19 protein-coding genes and 2 tRNA genes are annotated in these 20,722 nt (G+C 64.3%); 14 read left to right on the forward strand and 7 right to left on the reverse strand.

Annotated features, from left to right (window positions below; all coding sequences use genetic code 11):
• Window positions 1–72: 72 nt before the first annotated feature.
• Window positions 73–149, forward strand: a tRNA-Met gene (locus ACOABP_RS13300).
• 211 nt (window positions 150–360) lie between these two features.
• On the opposite strand, the gene ACOABP_RS13305 is transcribed toward ACOABP_RS13300, so the two are convergent.
• The gene (locus tag ACOABP_RS13305) at window positions 361–624 is read right to left on the reverse strand and encodes a hypothetical protein (RefSeq protein ID WP_474225528.1); all 264 of its coding nucleotides are present in this window, start codon (window positions 622–624) and stop codon (window positions 361–363) included.
• 86 nt (window positions 625–710) lie between these two features.
• Window positions 711–1,001, reverse strand: coding sequence for a hypothetical protein (locus ACOABP_RS13310; RefSeq protein ID WP_474225529.1), 291 nt, complete (start codon window positions 999–1,001; stop codon window positions 711–713).
• A 255-nt stretch (window positions 1,002–1,256) separates the two neighbouring features.
• Here ACOABP_RS13310 and ACOABP_RS13315 point away from each other — a divergent pair, with 255 nt between their 5' ends.
• The 3 genes from ACOABP_RS13315 (at window position 1,257) to lpxO (ending at window position 4,055) form a co-directional block, all read left to right on the forward strand.
• Complete coding sequence (locus tag ACOABP_RS13315; protein ID WP_474225530.1) at window positions 1,257–2,669, forward strand: DUF2252 domain-containing protein; 1,413 nt, start codon at window positions 1,257–1,259, stop codon at window positions 2,667–2,669.
• A gap of 25 nt (window positions 2,670–2,694) precedes the next feature.
• Complete coding sequence (locus ACOABP_RS13320) at window positions 2,695–3,006, forward strand: hypothetical protein (RefSeq protein ID WP_101683333.1); 312 nt, start codon at window positions 2,695–2,697, stop codon at window positions 3,004–3,006.
• 146 nt (window positions 3,007–3,152) lie between these two features.
• Complete coding sequence (lpxO, locus tag ACOABP_RS13325) at window positions 3,153–4,055, forward strand: lipid A hydroxylase LpxO (RefSeq protein WP_474225531.1); 903 nt, start codon at window positions 3,153–3,155, stop codon at window positions 4,053–4,055.
• 113 nt (window positions 4,056–4,168) lie between these two features.
• Here the strand turns inward: lpxO and ACOABP_RS13330 are convergent, their stop codons facing one another.
• Entirely contained in the window at window positions 4,169–5,701 is a 1,533-nt protein-coding gene (locus ACOABP_RS13330) for a sensor domain-containing diguanylate cyclase (protein WP_474225532.1), read from the reverse strand.
• 146 nt (window positions 5,702–5,847) lie between these two features.
• Complete coding sequence (locus tag ACOABP_RS13335) at window positions 5,848–7,326, reverse strand: aminotransferase-like domain-containing protein (protein ID WP_474225534.1); 1,479 nt, start codon at window positions 7,324–7,326, stop codon at window positions 5,848–5,850.
• Between the two features lie 179 nt (window positions 7,327–7,505).
• Between ACOABP_RS13335 and ACOABP_RS13340 the strand changes: the two genes are divergently transcribed.
• From ACOABP_RS13340 to ACOABP_RS13350, 3 genes are read left to right on the forward strand one after another with little or no spacing between them, the layout of a single operon-like run.
• A complete protein-coding gene (locus ACOABP_RS13340; RefSeq protein ID WP_474225535.1) occupies window positions 7,506–7,898 on the forward strand; it encodes a hypothetical protein in 393 nt (130 codons plus the stop codon).
• Window positions 7,882–9,504 carry an NAD(P)/FAD-dependent oxidoreductase gene (locus ACOABP_RS13345; protein WP_474225536.1) on the forward strand — a complete coding sequence of 541 codons (1,623 nt, stop codon included), beginning with the start codon at window positions 7,882–7,884 and terminating at the stop codon, window positions 9,502–9,504. The genes ACOABP_RS13340 and ACOABP_RS13345 overlap by 17 nt, the downstream gene beginning before the upstream one ends.
• A 2-nt stretch (window positions 9,505–9,506) precedes the next feature.
• On the forward strand, window positions 9,507–10,079 hold the full coding sequence (locus ACOABP_RS13350; RefSeq protein WP_474225537.1) for a DUF1415 domain-containing protein: 573 nt from the start codon (window positions 9,507–9,509) through the stop codon (window positions 10,077–10,079).
• Window positions 10,080–10,129: 50 nt separating this feature from the next.
• Here the strand turns inward: ACOABP_RS13350 and ACOABP_RS13355 are convergent, their stop codons facing one another.
• Window positions 10,130–10,969: a class I SAM-dependent methyltransferase gene (locus tag ACOABP_RS13355; protein ID WP_474225538.1), complete on the reverse strand. Its 840-nt coding sequence runs from the start codon at window positions 10,967–10,969 to the stop codon at window positions 10,130–10,132.
• 226 nt (window positions 10,970–11,195) lie between these two features.
• Here ACOABP_RS13355 and ACOABP_RS13360 point away from each other — a divergent pair, with 226 nt between their 5' ends.
• Together ACOABP_RS13360 and ACOABP_RS13365 are read left to right on the forward strand one after the other, a co-directional pair.
• Window positions 11,196–12,809 carry a DUF342 domain-containing protein gene (locus tag ACOABP_RS13360; RefSeq protein WP_474225540.1) on the forward strand — a complete coding sequence of 538 codons (1,614 nt, stop codon included), beginning with the start codon at window positions 11,196–11,198 and terminating at the stop codon, window positions 12,807–12,809.
• Window positions 12,810–13,148: 339 nt separating this feature from the next.
• Window positions 13,149–13,580 carry a response regulator gene (locus tag ACOABP_RS13365; protein WP_474225541.1) on the forward strand — a complete coding sequence of 144 codons (432 nt, stop codon included), beginning with the start codon at window positions 13,149–13,151 and terminating at the stop codon, window positions 13,578–13,580.
• Window positions 13,581–13,874: 294 nt separating this feature from the next.
• Here ACOABP_RS13365 and ACOABP_RS13370 read toward each other — a convergent pair.
• Both ACOABP_RS13370 and ACOABP_RS13375 read right to left on the reverse strand, forming a co-directional pair.
• Window positions 13,875–13,950, reverse strand: a tRNA-Thr gene (locus tag ACOABP_RS13370).
• 304 nt (window positions 13,951–14,254) lie between these two features.
• Complete coding sequence (locus ACOABP_RS13375; protein ID WP_474225542.1) at window positions 14,255–15,316, reverse strand: porin; 1,062 nt, start codon at window positions 15,314–15,316, stop codon at window positions 14,255–14,257.
• Between the two features lie 691 nt (window positions 15,317–16,007).
• On the opposite strand from ACOABP_RS13375, the gene ACOABP_RS13380 reads away from it, so the two are divergent.
• From ACOABP_RS13380 to ACOABP_RS13400, 5 genes are all read left to right on the forward strand, one after another.
• Window positions 16,008–16,844 carry an NAD-dependent epimerase/dehydratase family protein gene (locus ACOABP_RS13380; RefSeq protein ID WP_474225543.1) on the forward strand — a complete coding sequence of 279 codons (837 nt, stop codon included), beginning with the start codon at window positions 16,008–16,010 and terminating at the stop codon, window positions 16,842–16,844.
• Between the two features lie 14 nt (window positions 16,845–16,858).
• Window positions 16,859–17,746: an SMP-30/gluconolactonase/LRE family protein gene (locus tag ACOABP_RS13385; protein ID WP_474225544.1), complete on the forward strand. Its 888-nt coding sequence runs from the start codon at window positions 16,859–16,861 to the stop codon at window positions 17,744–17,746.
• A gap of 93 nt (window positions 17,747–17,839) precedes the next feature.
• On the forward strand, window positions 17,840–18,832 hold the full coding sequence (locus ACOABP_RS13390) for a TRAP transporter substrate-binding protein (protein WP_474225545.1): 993 nt from the start codon (window positions 17,840–17,842) through the stop codon (window positions 18,830–18,832).
• 31 nt (window positions 18,833–18,863) lie between these two features.
• Complete coding sequence (locus ACOABP_RS13395) at window positions 18,864–19,436, forward strand: TRAP transporter small permease (protein ID WP_474225546.1); 573 nt, start codon at window positions 18,864–18,866, stop codon at window positions 19,434–19,436.
• Complete coding sequence (locus ACOABP_RS13400) at window positions 19,427–20,710, forward strand: TRAP transporter large permease (protein WP_066739023.1); 1,284 nt, start codon at window positions 19,427–19,429, stop codon at window positions 20,708–20,710. The genes ACOABP_RS13395 and ACOABP_RS13400 overlap by 10 nt, the downstream gene beginning before the upstream one ends.
• The last annotated feature ends 12 nt before the right edge of the window (window positions 20,711–20,722 follow it).

The raw sequence follows: 20,722 nt of genomic DNA on the forward strand, positions 1-20,722 counted from the left end.
GCCTTTTCTTATTGATGGTGCATAAAACGCTTGCCACGTGCTCCGGATTGTTGCATAATCTTTTTCTTCAGACGCGGGGTGGAGCAGTCTGGCAGCTCGTCGGGCTCATAACCCGAAGGTCGCAGGTTCAAATCCTGCCCCCGCAACCAGATACTCGAAAGGGCTACACATCATGTGTAGCCCTTTTACTTTTCCCCTCCTGCTTTCTCTTCCCGTTTCCTTTTTTTCTTTCTCGCCCCGCATTTGGCGCGGCTCGGGATGCGCTCGTCTTTTGCGTATCGCATGAGGAAACGTCTGCGGACGAGCAGCGTCCCCGCAGGCCATTCGGCCGGCGGGGAGCACGTAGTCAGGGGGAGGGGATCAGGCCTTGATCAGCGACGCGGCGCGATTGAACGTGTCGCGTACCTGTGGCTGGTCTTCGCGTTCCGCAGCTTCGGCGCGGGCCTTGAGCCGGGATGTCAGCACGGCAAGGTTGCCGCCGGCGCCGCAGGCGCGCGCGGCTTCATTCATTACCTGCGTCAGTTCCTGGTTCACGTCGGCGCCGTCGAAAGCGCTGACGGACAGGGCCGACACGCGCTCCAGAAAGCTGTTGACCAGTGCTTCATCATGTTGCGGTTCGGGCATGGTGGCTCCTTGACGAACAACGAAAACACTGAGGTGGGGATACTGCCGGGATACCGGGGCGAACGGTTCGGCGCAGCCGCGCGAGGCTAGCCTCGTGGCGGCAACTGGGGCGTCGCCACGATACGTCGTCGGGCGGGCTTCAATGCGCGTGTCGGCCACAGCACATAGTTGGTATGCGGATCCATCGGCTTGCCGAAATAGGATACCCATACCTGAACGCCGTGTTCGGTTTCGGACACGATGGCGGCCACTGCACGGGCCGCGACAGACGGGGACTTCAGCAGGTCGGCCAGCGCTTCGACGCCCTGGACCACATGGTGCTTTACCCCCTTGAACCATACGTATTGACGCATGGCAGCAAGAAATCGCTTGGTCATGAATGCTGCTCTTCTCGTTGGCGATGCGAAATTGAGACCACAGCTTACACGGATAGTTGTGACGATTTTGTAGGCCGGCGTCTGATTTTCTTTGAGAGCACGGTCGCATGTGATGAAGGCGCTTCATAGTGGCGCAATCACCATTTTTTCAATGTACGGTGTCAAATTGACAAGCCCTTGCACTTGTCTTAGCGTGGTTGCATATGCTGCACAAAATCTAACGTTGTCCTGGGCCCGCTGGGCGTGGAGGCAAGTGTGGAAAACGTCGCAGAGCTTGGAGAACGGCTTGAGCGTGGCAAGGCCCTTCGTCGGAAGGTGCCGCGACGCACGCATGAATCGATCGGCAACGTCGATCGCGATCCGGTTCGCCTGCTGGAGGAAAGCAGCGCCGGGCGGGTGGAGCGTCTGATCCCCTTGCGCTATGGGCGCATGATCGCGTCGCCATTCACGTTCTATCGAGGTAGCGCCATCATCCAGGCGCACGACCTCGCCGGCACGTCGAATACAGGATTGATCCACCAGATCTGCGGTGATTGCCATCTGTCGAACTTTGGCGGATTTGCTACGCCCGAGCGCGCGCTGCTGTTCGACGTCAACGATTTCGATGAAACCAGCCCGGGCCCTTGGGAATGGGACCTGAAGCGCCTGACCGCGAGCTTCGTGGTGGCGGCACGCCATCTGCGCCACGGCACAGAGGCCGCCGACAAGCTGGTCTACGAAGTGGTGACCAGCTACCGCGAGCGCATGGCCGAGTACGCGGAGATGGGCATTCTGGAGACCTGGTACGACCGCATCACGTTTGAGCGGCTGCTGGAAGTCACGGACGATCCCGACATCCAGAAGCGAGTCCGGCGCGCCATGGAGCGCGCCTCCGAGCGCACGCACGAAACGCTGCTGCCCAAGCTGTCCGAGCATGATGGCGACCGATGGCGCATTCTCGACGCGCCGCCCGCGGTGTTCCATGTGCGCGGCGCACAGACGCTGTTCAATGCCACGGACGATTGGCTGGCCGTCGACAATCCGCGCGAAATCGTTGAGAAGTGCTTTGGCGACTATGTCTCCACGCTCGCACGCGACCGGCGCGAACTGCTGTCGCACTTCAAGCTGCACGACATGGCCTTCAAGGTGGTGGGCGTGGGCAGCGTCGGCACGCGCTGCCTGATCCAGCTGATGATCGACAGCCATGGCAAGCCGCTGTTCCTGCAGGTCAAGGAGGCTACCCGGTCGGTGGTGGCACGCTACTTCAAGTCGGCGGCGGTCTCGCACGAGGGGCGCCGTGTGGTGGAGGGGCAGCGTCTGATGCAGGCCGCCAGCGACCTTTTCCTGGGCTGGTCGAAGGGGCCGTTCGGCCGCCATTTCTATATCCGGCAGTTGCGCGACATGAAGTTCTCGGCCGACATCGAACTGATGGACGTCAACGTGCTGTCCGCCTATGCCCGCGTGTGCGGCTGGGTGCTGGCGCGTGCCCATGCCAAGGCCGGCGGACTGGCGGCCGAGATCAGCGGTTACCTGGGCAGCAACGACCGCATGGCCGAATCGATGATTGCCTATTCGAGTGCCTATGCCGACCAGGTGGAGCGCGACTACGACGTCTTCGTCAAGGCGTGCCGCTCGGGCCGGCTCGAGGCGCGTACCGACGCCGACATGGCCGCCGATTTCCGCGTATGACCCGCTAGCCCCCAGGAGTGTGCCGATGACCGAAGATATGCTGCTGCAACTGATGGTGGAGGTGGAAAAGGCCGATCCCATCGACTACGCGAACCTGCCGTTCGATGACGAGAAGCTGCGCGCACTGGCGTGCAAGATCATTGCCGAACGTTCCACCGAACTGGAAACCTCGGGCCTGTCGCAGGAGGCGCTGCTGGCCACACTTTGGGCGTCCACGGCCAAGCTGGTGCTGGAAAACATTGTGCTCAATGCCCGCTTGCTGACCCTGCAGGGCAAGGCCGAGGATGCGCGCGTGCTGATCGACCGAATCGCCCGGCAATCGCGCGGCAAGCCCTGAACGCGCTGGCCTGCGGGGAGTCTCATGCATCACATGGTGCGTGGGGCTCGCCGTTTGGCTAAAATAGCGCGTTTTCCGCTCCCAGGCCGTCCCTGACGGCCAGCCGGTCACTCCCGGGGGCGGGGTTTGTCCTGGAGGGATTTCGGGTGATCAAATGGATAATCGTCGCCGCCTACGTGGGTGCCATCCTGTATGTGCATTTCCGCGGCAAGGTACGGCTGCCGTTCATGCGCCAGGTGCTCGACCATTCGGCACTGGTGGCACCGGTCAACTGCTTCATGTACATGTTCTCGGGCGTGCCGCGCACGCCGTACATCGGTGTCGACCGCTTTCCTGAACTGGAGAAACTGCGAGCCGCCTGGCCGCAGATCCGGGACGAGGGCTTGGCCCTGATCGCGATGCGCAAGATCAAGGCGGCCGAAAAGAACGACGACGCCGGCTTCAACTCGTTCTTCAAGTACGGCTGGAAGCGCTTCTACCTCAAGTGGTACGAAGCCCAGCACCCGTCGGCCGAAACGCTGTGCCCGAACACCGTGGCGCTGCTGCGCGAGATGCCTTCGGTCAAGGCGGCGATGTTTGCCGAACTGCCGCCGGGCGGCAAGCTCAACCCGCACCGCGACCCGTTTGCCGGTTCGCTGCGCTACCACCTGGGCCTGTCCACGCCGAACGACGACCGCTGCTTCATCGAGGTGGATGGCGAACGCCACAGCTGGCGCGATGGCCAGGGCGTGGTGTTCGACGAGACCTACCTGCACTGGGCCGAGAACAAGAGCGACACGGATCGCCTGATCCTGTTCTGCGACATCGAGCGCCCGATGCGCTATCGCTGGGCGGCCACGGTCAACCACTGGCTGGGCCGCAAGGTGATGACAGCCGCGAGCTCGCCGAACGACGAGAACGACCAGACCGGCGCGATCAACAAGCTGTTCCGCTTCGTGTGGCTGGGCGGCCAGTACCGCCGCCGTTTCAAGTCCTGGAACAAGAACCTGTATTACGTGACCAAGTTCGGCCTGATCATCGGCGGCGTGGCACTGATCGTGTTCCTCTGATCTGCTGGGCCCGGCTGGATCGCTGATCCGGCGGCAGGGCTGCAAACAAAAAAACCGGCAGGTGACTGCCGGTTTTTTTTCGTCCTCGGGTTTTCATCCTCCGGCTTCGGCCGTCAGCGTGGATCGGATTCACGCTGGCGCCGCTCATTGCCCAGTTCCTCGTAGTGGGCCCGCTTGGCTTCGTACATGCGGTGGTCGGCCAGCTTGACCGTGTCGGTCAGCCGGTCGCCCTGGGTGCAGGTGGCCGCGCCAATCGAGAACGACAGCCGCGCGCCCGGGTAGAACTGGTTGTTCAGGCCTACCACTTCCTGGATCTGCTCGACCACGGTGGCCGCGCCGCGTTCGTCGCGACCCGGCAGCAGCACCATGAACTCGTCGCCGCCGATGCGCGCCACGCACGCCTGTTCGCCCACGGCCTTCTTCAGCACCTCGCCAGTACGGCGCAGCAGCGCATCGCCGTCGCCGTGGCCAAACTGGTCGTTGATGGCCTTCAGGCCGTTCAGGTCCACCGCGACCACGCTGACCGGCCACGGGCCCTTGCGGCCCAGCCGGGCCAGTTCGTCCTCGTAATAGGCGCGGTTGTAGAGTTTGGTCAGCACGTCGTGCTTGCCCAGGAATTCCACATAGGCCTCGGCCTTCTTGCGTGCGGTGATGTCGGTCAGCGACACCAGCACCTGGTCCCAGTCGGCCTCGCGGCCCGGGAATACCGACCACTGCATGAAGACGTCCACCGAGCGGCCGTCCAGCGCGTAGTTGATGACCTCGCGCTGCTGCCAGAGCTTTTCGTGCCACAGGTCGATCAGCTGCTCGGCAAAATGGATGCGCATGTCGTCGCGGAATACGTCGCCCAGGCGGGACAGCAGGATTTCCTTGCTTGGCGCGCCGAACATCGTCAGCGTCTGCTGGTTCACGTCGAGCACGCGGATTTCCTGCATGCAGCGCGAGACGAAATCGGGATGCACGTTCAGGAAGGTGCGGAAATCCGTGATACCCGCCGCGCGCACTTCGTCCAGCAGCATCTTCACGGCGCTGAAGTCTTCCACCCACAGCGACACTGGCGAATGCTCGAACAGGCCCACCGCGTATTGCTGGGCGCGGCGCAGGTCGCGCTCGGTGCGCACGCGCGCCGTGATGTCCTCGATCGACAGCAGCACGCGCGACCAGTCGGCCTCGTGGCCGGGCATCACCGTGGCTTCCAGGCGGATGTCGAGACGCTCGCCGTCAAGCGTGTAGTTGACGGTCTGGCTGGAAAAATGCCGCCCGCCGTCCCAGAGCTGGCCCAGTTCCTCCACATGCTGGTCGAACATGTCGTCGCGGAACACGCTGTCGAGGTTGGCCACCAGGTCGGCCAGATCGCTGGCGCGGAACAGGTCCAGCGTGCGCTGGTTCACATCGAGCACGCGGATCAGGGCCGAGCAGCGCGCCACTTCGTCGGGGTTGTCGCGCAGGTGGCGGCGCAGGTCGGTGACGCCATCGGCTCGCAGTTGTTCAAACGCCTGGCGCACCGCGCTGAAGTCTTCCAGCCAGAGCGACACGGGGGCCAGCTGGAACAGGGTCTGATAGTCGTTGTCGAGCCGCGAGGCGGCGGTTGCGTGCCCCAAGTTGTTCTCCCTTTTTGTGATGGATGGCGTACCGCGCACTAGCATAGGCGAGCGGGCGTCGCTTGTGGGGAGATTTCTAAAGAAACGGCGGTGGGGACGGTGCTGATGTGGCTGGCGCGCGCCAGCCACCGCCAGTCAGCGCCAGCCACAGCCAGTGTCAGCGGCCAGCGGGTCGTGCCATCCGGGCAGTGTCAGCCCGCCAGCCTGCGTGCCGCCGCGGCCACGGTGTCGAGCGCGCGCTCCAGCTCCGGGGTACGCAGGTTGCCGCAGTTCAGTCGCAGGAAATGGTTGAAGCGGTTCGAGTTCGAGAACATGGCGCCGGGCATCACGCGGATACCGTCGCCCAGCACTTGCTCGAACACGGCTTCGGACGATACGCCGCCGGGCATTTCCACCCACAGGTGCAGGCCGCCGCGCGGCAGCGTGAGCCGCGTGCCGGCCGGGAAGGTCGTCGCCACCTTCTGCGCCACCCATTCGCGCTGCACGCGCAGTTGCGTGCGCAGACGCCGCAGGTGGCGGTCGAAGGCGCCGGTGCCCATGTACTCGGCCACCGCGATCTGCGTCAGCATCTCGTTGGGGCGCGACAGGCCGAACTTCAGCATCTCCACGCGGGCCTGCCACTTGCCGGCCGTGATCCAGCCCAGCCGCATGCCCGGCGCCAGCACCTTGTGCAGCGACGCGCAATGGATCACCGTGCCCGTGGTGTCCCAGGCCTTGGCGGCCGGCAGCGGGGCGTCGTCGTCGAACGTGGCCGAACAGCAGTCGTCCTCGATCATGGCGATGCCGCGCGCGGCGCACCACGCCACGAGCCGCTGCTTGTGCGCATCGGGCATGACGCAGCCAAGTGGATTCTGCAGGTTCGGCACCACGCACACGGCCTTGATATTGGCGTAGGTCTGGGCGGCCAGCTCAAGCGCTTCGAGCGAGATGCCGGTCTGCGGGCTGCACGGGATCTCCAGTGCGCGCATGCCCAGGCTTTCCAGGATCTGCAGCAGGCCGTAGTAGGTGGGCGATTCCACGGCAATCACGTCGCCGGGGCCGGCCACCGCGCGCAGGGCCAGCGTCAGCGCCTCGGTGGCGCCGTGCGTGACCACGATTTCCTCTGGCGAGACATTGATGCGCGACCGCAGCGCCTGCCGCGCCAGTGCCGCCCGGAAGGCCGGGTGCCCATCGGAATCGACCGAGGTGCCGAACAGCTCCGGGTAACGGCGCAGGGCGCGCACGGCCGCATTGCGCAGGGCATCGGTCGGGTACAGCTCGGGCGCTCCGCAGGCGCCGCCAAGGTTGATCCGATGCTGCTTGCTGCGGGCCAGGATGGCCGAAATCCGCTGGTGGATGCCGACGTATTGCGCCGGGTCCGGCAGGCCGGGAACAGGCTCCTCGATGGGCGCCAGCGCCGGCTGCGCCGGTGCGCAGACAAAGTAGCCCGAACGAGGCCGCGCTTCGAGCATGCCGGCGGCTTCCAGTTCGCGGCATGCCTGCAGCGCGGTGGACAGGCTGACCGCATGCAGCCCCATCAACGCCCGCACCGACGGCATGCGATCGCCGGGCACCAGCGTGCCGGCCGTAATCGCCTGGCGATAGTGCCCCGCCAGCTGCTGGTAGAGCGGGCCGGACGAGGCTGGCGGAGCGGGGAGGGCGGCGGAGGCTGCTGGGGCAATGGCGGACATGGCGGCATCATCGCGCGGGCGCGATCATTGGAACAGATACAGATGGTGTGTCTCTGTATCGTAACAGCGCCAAAGTTTTGCATCTGTTCTGGTCGGGCCTGCAAAGGCTTGTGCCTGTTGGCCTGGCGGAGGCGCCGATACGCTGGTGGCACGATTTTCATTTGCGAAGGAGTGCCGCCATGACATCCCCAGAGACCCTTTCCGGAGATATCCAGACGATTGTCCTGGCCGCCGGCCAGTGCCTGAGCCTGCACCTGAAGGCCGGGGCCGTGGTGCATGTCCAGCAAGGCCGGGTGGCAGTCGCGGGCGCGCCGCGCTGGCTGGCCGGGCAGGTGTGCCAGGTGCCGCAGGACCTGCGCGCGGGCGCCGTAGGGGTGATGGATACGGCAGGTTGGCACCAGCTGGTGGCGCAGGGGCCGGTGCAGTTGCGGATCGTCACGCCGGCGGCGCGCCCGGGGCTGTGGTCGCTGCTAAAATCGCGGCTCGGCCGTTCTGGCCTCCTGCTGGGTAACGCCCGGCCACCAGACATCCAGGCCGCAGAAGAATCGGTACCCCATGCTACGTCTCAGTGAAGTCAAACTGCCGCTCGATCACGTCGAGAGCGACCTCGAAGCTGCCGTGCGCAGCCATCTGGCCCAGATCGGTGTCAAGGGCGACGGCCTTGTCGGATTTACGGTGTTCCGCCGCGCGCACGATGCCCGCAAGCGCGACGATATCAAGCTGACCTACATCATCGACATCGAGGTCAAGGACGAGGCCGCGGCAGTCAAGCGCATGCAGCGCAAACCGAACTGGAGCGTCACGCCGGACATGACGTACCACTTCGTGGCCAGGGCGCCGGAGGGCGGCCCGAAGTCGCGTCCGGTGGTGATCGGCCTGGGCCCGTGCGGCCTGCTGGCCGGCCTGCTGCTGGCGCAGATGGGCTATCGTCCGATCATCCTGGAACGTGGCAAAGAAGTGCGCGAGCGTACCAAGGACACTTTTGGCCTGTGGCGCAAGAGCGTGCTGAACCCGGAGTCGAACGTGCAGTTCGGCGAGGGCGGCGCGGGCACGTTCTCGGACGGCAAGCTTTACAGCCAGATCAAGGACCCCAAGCACTACGGCCGCAAGGTGCTGGAAGAATTCGTGCGCGCCGGTGCGCCTGAAGACATCCTGTACAAGGCGCGGCCCCACATCGGCACGTTCCGGCTGGTGAGCATGGTCGAGAAGATGCGCGCCGAAATGCTGGAACTGGGCGCCGAAATCCGCTTCGAGACGCGGGTCGACGATATCGATATCGACAACGGCCAGGTGCGCGGGCTGAAGCTCTCCAACGGCGACTACCTGCCGTGCGACCACGTGGTCCTGGCCGTGGGACACAGCGCGCGCGACACGTTCCACATGCTGCATGACCGGGGCGTGTTCATGGAAGCCAAGCCGTTCTCGCTGGGATTCCGCATCGAACACCCGCAGGGCCTGATCAACCGCAGCCGCTTTGGCAAGTTCGCGGGCAACAAGCTGCTGGGCGCTGCCGACTACAAGGTGGTGCACCACGCCAGCAACGGCCGTGCCGTGTACAGCTTCTGCATGTGCCCGGGCGGCACGGTGGTGGCAGCGGCGTCCGAGCCGGGGCGGCTGGTGACGAACGGCATGAGCCAGTATTACCGTGCCGAGCGCAACGCCAACGCCGGCATCGTGGTGGGGATCACGCCCGAGGAGGATTTCCCGGGCGGCCCGCTGGCAGGCATCGCATTTCAGCGAAAGTGGGAAGAGCGCGCATTCGAACTGGGCGGTAGCGACTATCGTGCGCCGGGCCAGCTGGTGGGCGATTTCATTGCCGGGCGTGCGTCCACGTCGCTGGGTTCGGTCGAGCCGTCGTACAAGCCGGGTGTGACGCCCACCGACCTGAGCACGTCGCTGCCGGACTACATCATCAACGCCATCCGCGAGGCGCTGCCCGAGATCGACAAGAAGATTGCCGGGTTTGCGATGCACGATGCCGTGCTGACGGGCGTGGAGACACGTACGTCGTCGCCGCTGCGCATTCGCCGCAATCGCGACGACTACCAGAGCATCAACGTGCGCGGGCTGTATCCAGCCGGCGAGGGCGCCGGCTATGCGGGCGGGATCTACTCGGCGGCCATCGATGGCATCGAAGTGGCCGAAGCCGTGGCGCTGCACATCGAGAAAGGGCAGTGACGATGAGCGACCAGGCCGTCCGACCGGAAGATGAGCGCATCGTCGCCGATGTGCGCCATTGGCTCACGCGTGCCGTGATTGGCCTGAACCTGTGCCCGTTCGCCAAGAGCGTGCACGTGAAGGGGCAGGTGCGGTACGTGGTCAGTCAGGCCACGCGCGACGAGGACGTGCTGGACGACCTGGAGCGCGAGCTGAAAGGCCTGGCGGAAGCCGATCCGGAGCAGGTGGATACTACGTTGCTGATCGTGCCGCACGCGCTGGCCGACTTCCTGGCGTACAACGACTTCCTGTATTTTGCCGACCGGCTGCTTGGCAGCCTGCGGCTGGAAGGCACGCTGCAGATCGCGAGCTTCCATCCGCAATACCAGTTCGAAGGCACGGCGCCGGACGATATCGAGAACTACACGAACCGCGCGCCGTATCCGATCCTGCATCTGCTGCGCGAGGACAGCATCGCCCGCGCGGCGGAGGCCTTTCCCGAGGCCGAAGACATCTACGAGCGCAACATGGAAACCCTGCGCGAGCTGGGCCACGCGGGCTGGCTCAAGTGGATGGCCGGCAAGAGCGACCTCTGAGGCGGTGACCCTGGCGTGCTGACGGACGCGGCGCGACGCCGCGCCTCCGCTTAGGCGGGCGTGGCGGACGTGAAGAAGCGTTCGCCCAGTTCCTCCAGTCCCACGGATTCCAGCACCTGCTGCAGCCGCTCGGCCGGACGCCGGCGCGGCAAGTCCTTGTACTGGGCGATGATCAGTTCATTCTTCATCGAATGTTCCCAGCCGACCAGTTCCGTCACGCTGACCTGGTAGCCATGCGCCTCAAGCTGCAGGCAGCGCAGCACATTGGTCAGCTGGCTGCCGAATTCGCGCGTGTGCAGCGGGTGGCGCCAGATTTCGGTCATCGGATTGCCGGCCAGCAGGCGGCCCTTGTGCTTGCGCAGCACCGAAGCCACTTCGGCCTGGCAGCAGGGCACCAGCACGATATGCTGCGCGCGTTTTGCCAGCGCGAAGCGGATGGCATCGTCGGTGGCGGTGTTGCACGCGTGCAGTGCCGTGACGACATCGACGGTTTCGGGCAGTGCCGGCGAAGTGATCGAATCGGCCACGGACAGGTTCAGGAACGACATCCCCGGGAAACCCAGGCGCTCCGCCAGTGCGGTCGAACTGGTGACCAGTTCCTCGCGCGTCTCGATGCCGAAGATATGCGAGCTGTCCTTCAGGTCCTTGAAGAACAGGTCGTAAAGGATGAAACCCAGGTACGACTTGCCCGCGCCGTGATCCACCAGCGACACGGCGCCTTTGGCGTCCTTTACCTCGCTCAGCAGGGGCTCGATGAACTGGAACAGGTGGTAGACCTGCTTGAGCTTGCGGCGGCTGTCCTGGTTCATCTTGCCGTCGCGCGTCAGGATGTGGAGTTCCTTGAGCAGTTCGACTGACTGGCCGGGACGGACTTCGTGGGTGCTGGACATCGGCGGATGGGGCTGTGGATGCTTCGGAAAGGCCGACAGTTTACCGAAAACCCCGTCAAAACACCGGCCCCCTACTTTTGTGGGCTAAAGCTCACTCGTGCGCCTGCCGTTAAACCTTCGATCACGACAAGCAGAGTTGGCGCAGGTACGGCCGTCCAAGCGGAAGGACCCCGGGGCACGAACCCCAGCCGGCATGGCGCCATGCAGAACGAGAAAGCGGGGAGCCATGAACGCGGACGTGGGATTACGCCTGGAACTCAACCAGCCGGGCGATCAGGTAAGGGCGTGTTTTACACCGGAAACCGGCCGGCTGCCGCCGGACCGGGCGGCGCTGGAAGCATCGCTGGCCGAGCACGGCTGGCAGGGGGCGCGCCTGGACCAGGCCGCCGTGACCGGATTCCTGACCCAGTGCCAGCTGACCGACCGTGAAATCGACGCGGTGATCGGCACGGTGCTGGACGGCGCCTTCGAACTGGAGATCACCGCCGACAAGCTGCAGCTGCAGCTGACGCTGATGCCGCCCGAAGGCGGCCGCATCATCGAGGAAAGCGATATTGCCGCCGCTGCGGCGTCGATGGGTGTGGTGGCGCTGCTCGACTCGGCGGCCATTGGCGTGGCGCTGGAGGCGGGCAGTTGCGAAGGCCGCGAGATCGCGCGCGGCGTGGCGCCCGTGCAGGGCGAGACGGCCCGCTTCGACAGCCTGGTGCAGCAGAAGCGGCCGGAACAGGCCGACAACGAGGACGAACGCGTCGACCTGCGCGACCTTGGCAGCCTGCTGCTGGTGAATCCCGGTACGGCGCTGATGCGCCGCACTCCGGCCAGATCCGGCAAGGACGGCATGGACGTGCTGGGCAAGCCGATTGCCGCCGAACCCGTGGTGGATACCCCCTATGCGGCAGACCTGACCGGTGTGGCCGCCGACCCCAACGACCCGAACCTGCTGCTCGCGGTGATCGCCGGATCGCCGCGCGTGCTGCCGAACGGCGTGATCGTCAGCCCCGTGGTGGACGTGGATGCCGTGGACCTGCATTCGGGAAACGTCAATTTCGATGGGTCGCTGCGTGTGTCGGGCGATATCCGTACGGGCATGTCGGTGCGCGTCACCGGCGACGTGGTTGTGCAGGGCACCATCGAGGCGGCCCATGTGGAGGCGGGCGGCGACGTGATCGTCAAGGGTGGCATCATCGGCAAGGCGGACTCCGCCCACGGTGGCGACCCCAACGACGTAGCCAGCGTGCGCACCAAGGGCGCGGTGCATGCGCGCTATATCCAGAACGCGATCGTCGAGGCGGAGACCGAGGTGGTGGTCGAAAGCGGCATCCGCCAGAGCGATGTGTCGGCGGGCGAACGCGTGGTGGTTGGCACGCCCACGTCCCAGGGCAGCATCAGCGGCGGTCGTACGCGCGCACTGCAGTCGGTCAGCGTGGCAACCCTGGGCGCACCCGCCGGATCGGCCACGGCCGTGCAGGTTGGCCTGAACCCGTTCGCTGACCAGCAGAAGGACGAGCTGGAAGCGCGCCGCCGCAAGGTGCTGGACGACCAGGCCAAGCTGCAGCAGCTGGTTGCCTTCTTCGCCAAGAATCCGGAGCGCGCGCAGGGCGACGTTCGCGAGAAGGCGCGCGCCACGATGTACAAGATCAATCGCGACCTGTTCGAACTCGATGCCGAAATCGCGAAGCTGAACGAACAGATCAAGCCGTCGGGCGACGCGGTGATCGCGGTGGGCCGCCGCATTCATGGCGGCGTGACCCTGCAGGTGGGGCACAAGGTGCTGAAGGTCATGGAAGACAAGACGGGCGGCCAGGTGCGGGTGATCGAAGACCGCATCACGGTGACCTGATTCGGGCGAGGCCGGGCCGGGCAGGCGCCGACACCGGCACCGGCCGGTTGCCGCGGGGCTGGCGGCCGGTTCGCCGTTCCGTCTGGAAGTTCGGGTTGGGGGGGGGGCTGCACGTTACGGCCCCGGGGTGACACGTTACGTCGCCCGTAACATCCTGGCGCCCGCATGCTTGGCGCCTTGTCTTTCATGCGCGGGTGCGCGAAACCGACAAAGCCGCTGTACGCATGGCATTTCGGCCAATCGGTGGTTGCACGCGATCTGCGTGACGGGTCAGGAATTGTCTGGCACGCCGTTTGCTGAGTCTCCCGAATCAAAACCAGACGCCAGGGGAGACGCAACATGACCGCACTCGTAATCGAAGACCAACCGCTGGTGCGCCTGGGCATGCAACGGCTGCTGGAGCGGATGCCGGGCATCGGCGCCGTGCGTGCCGTGGATCCGGGCGGCGTCGTGGCGCTTGAGCCCGGCCTGGAAACGTCCATCGTGGTCTACGGCATGTCCGGCGACACCAGCGACAACTGGTACCTGCTGCGCCGGCTGCATCAGACGCTGCCCCATGCACGCATCCTGCTGCTGTCCGACAACATGTGGCTGCACGTGCCGGTGTCGCTGGAGACGTACGGCGTCGTCGAGCATCTGCCCAAGTCGGCGTCGGTCGAACGCATGGAGGCGGTGGTGCTGCAGATTCTGGGGTGCGATGGATTCGTGCCGATGCGCGCCAGCATTGGCGAGGCATGGCAGCCGGTCTACCATCCGCGCGTGGTGTCGTGACCGGCCTGCATCGTCCCTTGAAATGTTATTGAGACAAATCCGATTTAGCTGACGCCACGGTTTTGCGCGGCGTTTCGTGCCTGGAATTTCCGTCATCCAATCCGGATGTCCAGCGACGTGGAGGACTTGATGATGGGAGTGGTGAAGGAAGCTGTCGGCCCCGTGGGTGGGGTGGATGTGGCCGGTGTTGTGGCTGGCACCGAAGGGGCTGCACTTCGAAGGGGATAGCACCGAAAAGCAGGCACCAAAGCAAAAAGGGCAACCCGAATGGGTTGCCCTTCCTACTTCAAGTGATGGTGCCGGAGATAGGAGTCGAACCTACGACCTTCGCATTACGAATGCGCTGCTCTACCAACTGAGCTACACCGGCGAAACCTGACTTGCAAAACCTGTTCTATCGCTGCGATCCGCGCCGTTGCTGCGTTTGCGTCGAATCGGATAGAGCCAGCGATCATATCAGTGACTTCCGGGTTTGTGAAGCCCTTCGTGCAGATTTTTTGGGAATCCTGCAGGGCGGCCCGCCCGGAATCTTGCCGCCGCTGACTGGGCGGTGCTGCAACAACAGGCGTAAGGATCGCACAGGCGCGGTGGATCGCTTGAGGCAAAAAGGGGGCGAAGCCGCCCCCTTTTCCGGATTGACCGCAAGCCGTGTGGGCGGCTTGCGGATCAGGGCGTCAGAACTTGTGACGCAGGCCGGCCATCACGCCCACGCGGCTGCCGTGACCGTAGAACGGCGTCTGGAACGTCGACTGCGCGCCGAGCGTGCGCCAGGCATCGGTCAGCGTCGTGTAGTCGGCTTCCAGGTAGACGTCGGTACGCTTGCTGAAAGCGTAGTCGAGCATCAGCGCGCCAGTGAAGCGGTTGCCCGAATCGCTGGCATGCTTGAGGTGGTCGTACGTACCGATCGCGATCAGGGACCATGCCGGATCGAACTGATACTTGGCGCCAAGGTAGCCGGCCTGGTTCTTGTAGCCGGCGTTGTCGACGTTGCTGTTCGTGTAGCCCAGGTAGATCGTGGCCGGGCCGGCGGTGTACGTGCCGCCGAGCGTCCAGACCTTCTGGTCGCTGTTCGGCACGGTCACGCCGTAGTAGCTCGTGGTGTCCTTCATGATCTGGTAGCCACCGGCCACCATGAACGGACCCGCCGCGTAGGTCAGGCTGCCGCCCGTCGACGACGATCGCGCCACGCTGCCCGGTTGCTCGCCGAATGCATGCTGGGCTGCAATCGTAAAGCCGCCAAATTTACCGGCGTACTTGACCATGTTGTCCTGGCGTACGCCGCCGGTGTAGTTGCCGCCCTGGAAGCCGACGATGGCAAGGTTGGCAAGCGCCATGGCGTCATAGCTGGCGATGACCTCGTGGATCACCGTGAATTGGCGGCCCAGCGTGATCGTGCCGAAGTCGCCCTGCATGCCGACATAGGCCTTGCGGCCGAACAGGCGGTTGCCTTGCAGGCTCTGGCCTGCATCGGGCGAGAAGCCCGATTCGAGCACGAACAGCGCCTGGTAGCCGCGTCCCAGGTCTTCCACGCCATAGAGGCCCCAGCGGCTGCCGGTCAGCACGCCGTCCGTCATCTGCAGCTTGCCGTTGCCGGCGGCGCTCTCGTTCGTGGTGTAGCGGATCGTGGTGTCGACGATGCCGTAGAGCGTGACATTCGACTGGGCCTGGGCCGGTGCCGCGGCACCGATGGCTGCTAGCGCTGCTGTCGTGACGAAGGGCGCAAGGGCTCGCTTCATGATGTTGGTCTCCATCCTGGCTTGTTATTTCGTTTTTGCTGCGGAAGAGCCGGTGCCAAATGCTTGTTCGACTTCTGTTGCCGAAGTGAATCGGCTTGTGCATTCCCTTCACCGGCGAGCATGGGAGGCGCGCAGGGAAGTGATTCCCAGGCGCCGGGACACGCAGTCCAAATCGATTGGGAAAGGCAATCGATGTGATCTGATGTCCTATGACATCGTACCTTACAGAAAAATAACAGAGCAAGACATACGACGAGACATTGGGTGGATCAGCAACACTGGCGTCCAGTATCAAATACCATCCAATTACGCTCCAGTCTGGTGCTTTTCCGAATTCGGTATTTGCTTAATTTGCATTGCAGCAAACTGCTGTCAGTTTCACGTAAGTTATTTAAATTCAACGAGAAACCGTTTTCTATGGCCGATTCATGGGGATTTTGGCAAGCGTTTTCGAGGGCGTCGAAATGGAAAATCTCACTCGAATGCGTGAGAGAAATCCGCATGGCAGCAATTAACGTCTGCATGTCTGTATCTTAAAACTTCTAGGGAATTTACTGAGGTGATCTCACCTTGACCGGAATGGAGCGGGCGATTAGATTCCAGTTGCGTTGTATGACGACAGATCAATAACACCCAATTCAGCCATTTGTGCGCGATGAGCTGGTACCGCGCACCTGTGCAGCCCGACACCATGTCTCAGACCTCCCAAGACCCGCTCGACGGCGTCCCTACCCGTTGCCATCGCATTCTCCTGACCGGCGCCGCCGGCAATCTCGGAAAAGTCCTACGTGACCGACTGAAGCGCCATGCCGATGTGGTGCGCGTTTCCGATATCGCCAGCCTGGGCGAAGCCCGCGAGCAGGAAGAGGTGGTCACGTGCGACCTCTCCGACGCCAGGGCCGTACATGCGCTGGTGGAGGGCGTCGACGCGATCGTCCATCTTGGCGGCGTGTCGGTAGAGCGGCCGTTCGAGGAAATCCTGCCCGCCAACATCCAGGGCACGTACAACATTTACGAAGCTGCGCGCCGCCACGGCGTGCGTCGCGTCGTTTTTGCCAGCTCGAATCACGTCATCGGTTACTACAGGCAGGGTGAAGTGCTCGATGCCGATACGCCGGCCAGGCCCGATGGGTACTACGGCGTCAGCAAGGCGTTCGGCGAGCAGATGGGCAGTTTCTACAGCGACCGCTACGGCATCGATACCGTGGCGCTGCGTATCGGCTCGTCGTTCCCCGAGCCCAGGGATCGCCGCATGATGGTCACCTGGCTCGGCTATGACGACCTGGAGCAACTGATCAAGCGCGCCATCTTCGTGCCGAATGTTGGTTTTCTGATTGTCTATGGCGCTTCGGCCAATCGCGACAGCTGGTGGGACAACAGCAAGGCCGCGCGCCTGGGCTTCAGGCCCGTGGAGTCTTCCGAGCAGTTCCGCGCCAAGGTGGAATCGGTGCCGCCGCTGCCCGCGGACGATCCGGCCGGCTGGTACCAGGGTGGGGCCTTCGTCAAGGCCGGCCCGTTCGGCGATTAAGGGGGCAACAGGTCATGTCCGATATTTTCGAACGCATCGGCAACATGCGCTGCGGCGTGGGCGAGAGCCCCGTCTGGCACGCCGCTGAGGCCGCGCTGTACTGGACCGATATCCCGAATCGCACGCTGTGGCGCTTCGATCCGGCCAGCGGCCGCACCAACCACTGGGCCGTACCCGAGATGGCCGGCTGCATGGCCATGACGGCCGACGGCGGCTGGCTGCTTGCAATGGAGACCGGAATTTTCCGAATCGGAAAACTGGTGACGGGGCAGCCAGCCCCTGCGCTGCAGCGGATGGCCACGGTGGCGCACGCGCGCGACGGCATGCGTTTCAACGATGGTCGCTGTGACCGGCAGGGCCGCTTCTGGGCCGGCACGATGGTGATGGACATGTCGCTGGCCGCCACCGACGGCAAGCTGTATCGCCTCGATGCCCGCACGGGTGCGCTGGACATGATCCGCGACGAAATGATCACGCCGAACGGGCTGGCCTTCAGCCCCGATGGCCGCACGATGTACGTGTCGGATTCGCATCCGGCCCGGCGGGCGGTGTGGGCCTACGACTACGACATCGATACGGGCACGCCGGCCAATGGCCGCGTCTTCATCGACATGAACCGCTACCCGGGCCGGCCCGATGGCGCGGCGGTCGATGCCGATGGCTGCTACTGGATCTGCGGCAACGATGCCGGCCAGGTGCATCGCTTCACGCCCGATGGCCGGCTGGACCGCAGCCTGGCGGTGCCCTTTGCCAAGCCCGCCATGTGCGCGTTCGGCGGCAGCGGCCTCGACACGCTCTATGTGACGTCGATCCGTACCGACGACACCGATCCGCTGTCCGGTGCCGTGGTGGCACTGCGTCCCGGCGTGCGCGGCACGCCCGAGCCCGTGCTGCGCGACTGATCAGGTTCCGAAGACGGCCCGCCGAGCCAGGCGGGCCGGGCAATGTGTTGACTTGAACGACAAATAACTCTGATAACACTGGAGGCAAGACACATGTTTCAAAAACACTTCGCGCGTACCCGCCTGGGTACCCTGATGGCCGCACTTGCAACAGCCGTGGCGATGCCGGTCGGCGCGCACGCCGCGGATTTCCGTTCCGCCGACATCCATCCCGACGACTACCCGACCGTGCAGGCCGTGCGCTACATGGGCGATCTGCTCAAGCAGCGCTCGAACGGCAAGATGTCGATCAAGGTCTTCGCGCAAGGCGCGCTGGGCAGCGAGAAGGACGCCATCGAACAGACCAAGATTGGCGCGCTGTCGATGGTGCGTGTGAACTCGGCCGCGATGAACAACATCTGCGAGGCCACCATCGTGCCGACGATGCCGTTCCTGTTCCGTTCCACCGAGCACATGCGCCACGTGCTGGACGGCCCGATCGGCGAAGACATCCTGAAGTCGTGCGAGAAGAACGGCTTTATCGGCCTGGCGTGGTACGACAGCGGGTCGCGCTCGATGTACACGACCAAGCGCCCGATCAAGACCCTGGCCGACGCCAAGGGCATGAAGATCCGCGTGCAGCAGTCAGACCTCTGGGTGTCGCTGCTCGAAGCCATGCATGCCAATGCCACGCCGATGCCGTGGGGCGAGGTCTACACCGCGCTGAAGACCGGCCTGGTCGACGGCGCCGAGAACAACTGGCCCAGCTACGAAAGCTCGCGCCAGTTCGAGGTCGCCAAGTACTACTCGCTGACCGAGCATTCGATGGCACCTGAAATGCTGATGTTCTCGAAGGTGGCATGGGATCGCCTGTCGAAGGAAGACCAGGCCATGGTGCGCCAGGCAGCCAGGGACTCGGTGCCCTACATGCGCAAGCTGTGGGACGAGCGCGAGCTGAAGTCGCGCAAGCTGGTGGAGGCCGCCGGCGTGCAGATCATCCAGGTGGACAAGACATCGTTCCAGGCCGCGATGAAGCCCGTGTACGACCGCTTCATCACCAGCGCGCAGATGAAGGACCTGGTGCGCCGCACGCAGGAAACGAAGTAATCCGCCGACGTCAGGTTGCAGGGAATCCATCATGCTTTCGCCATCCCCCACGCCGGCCACGCCGGCAGATGGCGCTCACGGGCCCGCCGCTGATGCGGGCGCCGTGCGCGCCAATGCCTACACCCGTTTTTGCGCCACGCTGGCCCGCGCCTGTCTGGGCCTGGGCGTCTTCGGCCTGCTGCTGCTCGTGATTGCGGTGCTGTACCAGGTCTTCGGCCGCTACGTGCTGAACGACACGCCCACCTGGGCCGAATCCATCGCGATGCTGCTGGTGCTGTACGTGACGATGCTCGGTACCGCCGTGGGCGTGCGCGACGCCGGCCATATTGGCCTGGAATCGCTGCTCATCATGCTGCCCGATCACCTGCGCACCAAGCTGGAAATCCTGATCCACGTGCTGGTGGGCGTGTTCGGCGCCGTCATGGCATACAACTGCGCGTTCCTGGCGCACTCGGTGGCCGACTACAAGCTGCCGACGCTGGGCATTTCCGAGGGCTGGCGCTACGTGCCGCCCGTCATCGCGGGCGCACTGATCGTGCTGTTTTCGATCGAACACATCATTGCGGTGCTGAAAGGCACGGAAGTGGAGCCGGCATGGCACTGATCATTCTTACCGTCTGCTTCTTCGGCTTCCTGATCCTCGGGGTGCCGGTGGCATTCGCCATCGGCCTGTCGGCCGTGGCGACCATCCTGTACGAAGGCCTGCCGCTGGCCGTGGTGTTCCAGCAGATGACGTCGGGCATGAACGCGTTCTCGTTCCTGGCGATCCCGTTCTTCATCTTCGCGGGCGAGCTGATGCTGTATGGAGGCATTGCCGACCGCATCGTCAACTTCGCCAAGTCGATGGCCGGTCATGTGCGCGGCGGCCTGGGCATGTCCAACGTGGTGGCCTGCACGCTGTTTGGCGGGGTCTCGGGCTCGCCGGTGGCCGACGTGTCCGCCATGGGCGCGGTGATGATCCCGATGATGAAGCGCGAGGGCTATCACGCCGACTACGCGGTCAACGTGACCACCCACGCGGCACTGGTGGGTGCGCTGATGCCGACCAGCCACAACATGATCATCTACACGCTGGCCGCGGGCGGCAAGGTGTCGATTGCCGCGCTGATCCTGGCTGGCGTGCTGCCGGCGCTGATCCTGACGATCTGCAACCTGGCGGCCGCCTACTTTGTGGCGCGCAGCCGCGGCTATCCGTCCGGCACGTTCCCCGGCTGGCAGATCGTGGGCCATTCGCTGGCCGCCGCGCTGCCGGGGCTGTTCGTGGTGGTGCTGATCCTGGCGGGCATCCTGTCGGGCGTGTTCACCGCCACCGAATCGGCCGCCGTCGCCGTGCTGTATGCGCTGACGCTGACCGTGTTCCTGTACCGCTCGCTGACGAAGGAACAGTTCATCAAGGCGGCGGCCAAGGCGGTGAAGACCACCGGCGTGGTGCTGCTGCTGATTGGCATTTCAGCCACGTTCGGCTACATGATCAGCCTTTACGGCGTGGCCGAGCTGACGGGCCAGTTCCTGAGTTCGGTGTCCACCAGCCCGTGGGTGATTTTCCTGATGGTGAACGTGATGCTGTTCATCCTGGGCACGTTCCTGGACATGGCGGCCACCATCCTGATCTGCACACCGATCTTCCTGCCGATCTGCATGCACTACGGCATGAGCCCGGTGCAATTCGGCATGCTGATGCTGATCAACTGCGCGCTGGGGCTCAATACGCCGCCCGTGGGTACCACGCAGTTCGTGGGTTGCGCGATTGGCGGCGTGTCGGTGGGGCAGGTCATGCGCACGATCTGGCCGTTTTACGGTGCGCTGGTGGCCGCGCTGCTGCTGGTGACCTATGTGCCGGCGTTCTCGCTGTGGCTGCCCGAGGTGTTGCTAAAGTAGGCGGTTTTTCCC

The sequence above is a fragment of the Cupriavidus sp. HE11 genome (assembly GCF_056097175.1).

What these genes read in the sequence shown, in the direction of transcription:
- ACOABP_RS13355 (WP_474225538.1), bottom strand. Translation starts at nt 10,969, where the DNA reads ATGTCCAGCACCCACGAAGTCCGTCCCGGCCAGTCAGTCGAACTGCTC.
- ACOABP_RS13340 (WP_474225535.1), top strand. Translation starts at nt 7,506, where the DNA reads ATGACATCCCCAGAGACCCTTTCCGGAGATATCCAGACGATTGTCCTG.
- ACOABP_RS13305 (WP_474225528.1), bottom strand. Translation starts at nt 624, where the DNA reads ATGCCCGAACCGCAACATGATGAAGCACTGGTCAACAGCTTTCTGGAG.
- ACOABP_RS13335 (WP_474225534.1), bottom strand. Translation starts at nt 7,326, where the DNA reads ATGTCCGCCATTGCCCCAGCAGCCTCCGCCGCCCTCCCCGCTCCGCCA.
- ACOABP_RS13365 (WP_474225541.1), top strand. Translation starts at nt 13,149, where the DNA reads ATGACCGCACTCGTAATCGAAGACCAACCGCTGGTGCGCCTGGGCATG.
- ACOABP_RS13385 (WP_474225544.1), top strand. Translation starts at nt 16,859, where the DNA reads ATGTCCGATATTTTCGAACGCATCGGCAACATGCGCTGCGGCGTGGGC.
- ACOABP_RS13390 (WP_474225545.1), top strand. Translation starts at nt 17,840, where the DNA reads ATGTTTCAAAAACACTTCGCGCGTACCCGCCTGGGTACCCTGATGGCC.
- ACOABP_RS13310 (WP_474225529.1), bottom strand. Translation starts at nt 1,001, where the DNA reads ATGACCAAGCGATTTCTTGCTGCCATGCGTCAATACGTATGGTTCAAG.
- ACOABP_RS13320 (WP_101683333.1), top strand. Translation starts at nt 2,695, where the DNA reads ATGACCGAAGATATGCTGCTGCAACTGATGGTGGAGGTGGAAAAGGCC.
- ACOABP_RS13360 (WP_474225540.1), top strand. Translation starts at nt 11,196, where the DNA reads ATGAACGCGGACGTGGGATTACGCCTGGAACTCAACCAGCCGGGCGAT.
- ACOABP_RS13395 (WP_474225546.1), top strand. Translation starts at nt 18,864, where the DNA reads ATGCTTTCGCCATCCCCCACGCCGGCCACGCCGGCAGATGGCGCTCAC.
- ACOABP_RS13350 (WP_474225537.1), top strand. Translation starts at nt 9,507, where the DNA reads ATGAGCGACCAGGCCGTCCGACCGGAAGATGAGCGCATCGTCGCCGAT.
- ACOABP_RS13400 (WP_066739023.1), top strand. Translation starts at nt 19,427, where the DNA reads ATGGCACTGATCATTCTTACCGTCTGCTTCTTCGGCTTCCTGATCCTC.
- ACOABP_RS13375 (WP_474225542.1), bottom strand. Translation starts at nt 15,316, where the DNA reads ATGAAGCGAGCCCTTGCGCCCTTCGTCACGACAGCAGCGCTAGCAGCC.
- ACOABP_RS13380 (WP_474225543.1), top strand. Translation starts at nt 16,008, where the DNA reads ATGTCTCAGACCTCCCAAGACCCGCTCGACGGCGTCCCTACCCGTTGC.
- ACOABP_RS13330 (WP_474225532.1), bottom strand. Translation starts at nt 5,701, where the DNA reads ATGCTAGTGCGCGGTACGCCATCCATCACAAAAAGGGAGAACAACTTG.
- ACOABP_RS13345 (WP_474225536.1), top strand. Translation starts at nt 7,882, where the DNA reads ATGCTACGTCTCAGTGAAGTCAAACTGCCGCTCGATCACGTCGAGAGC.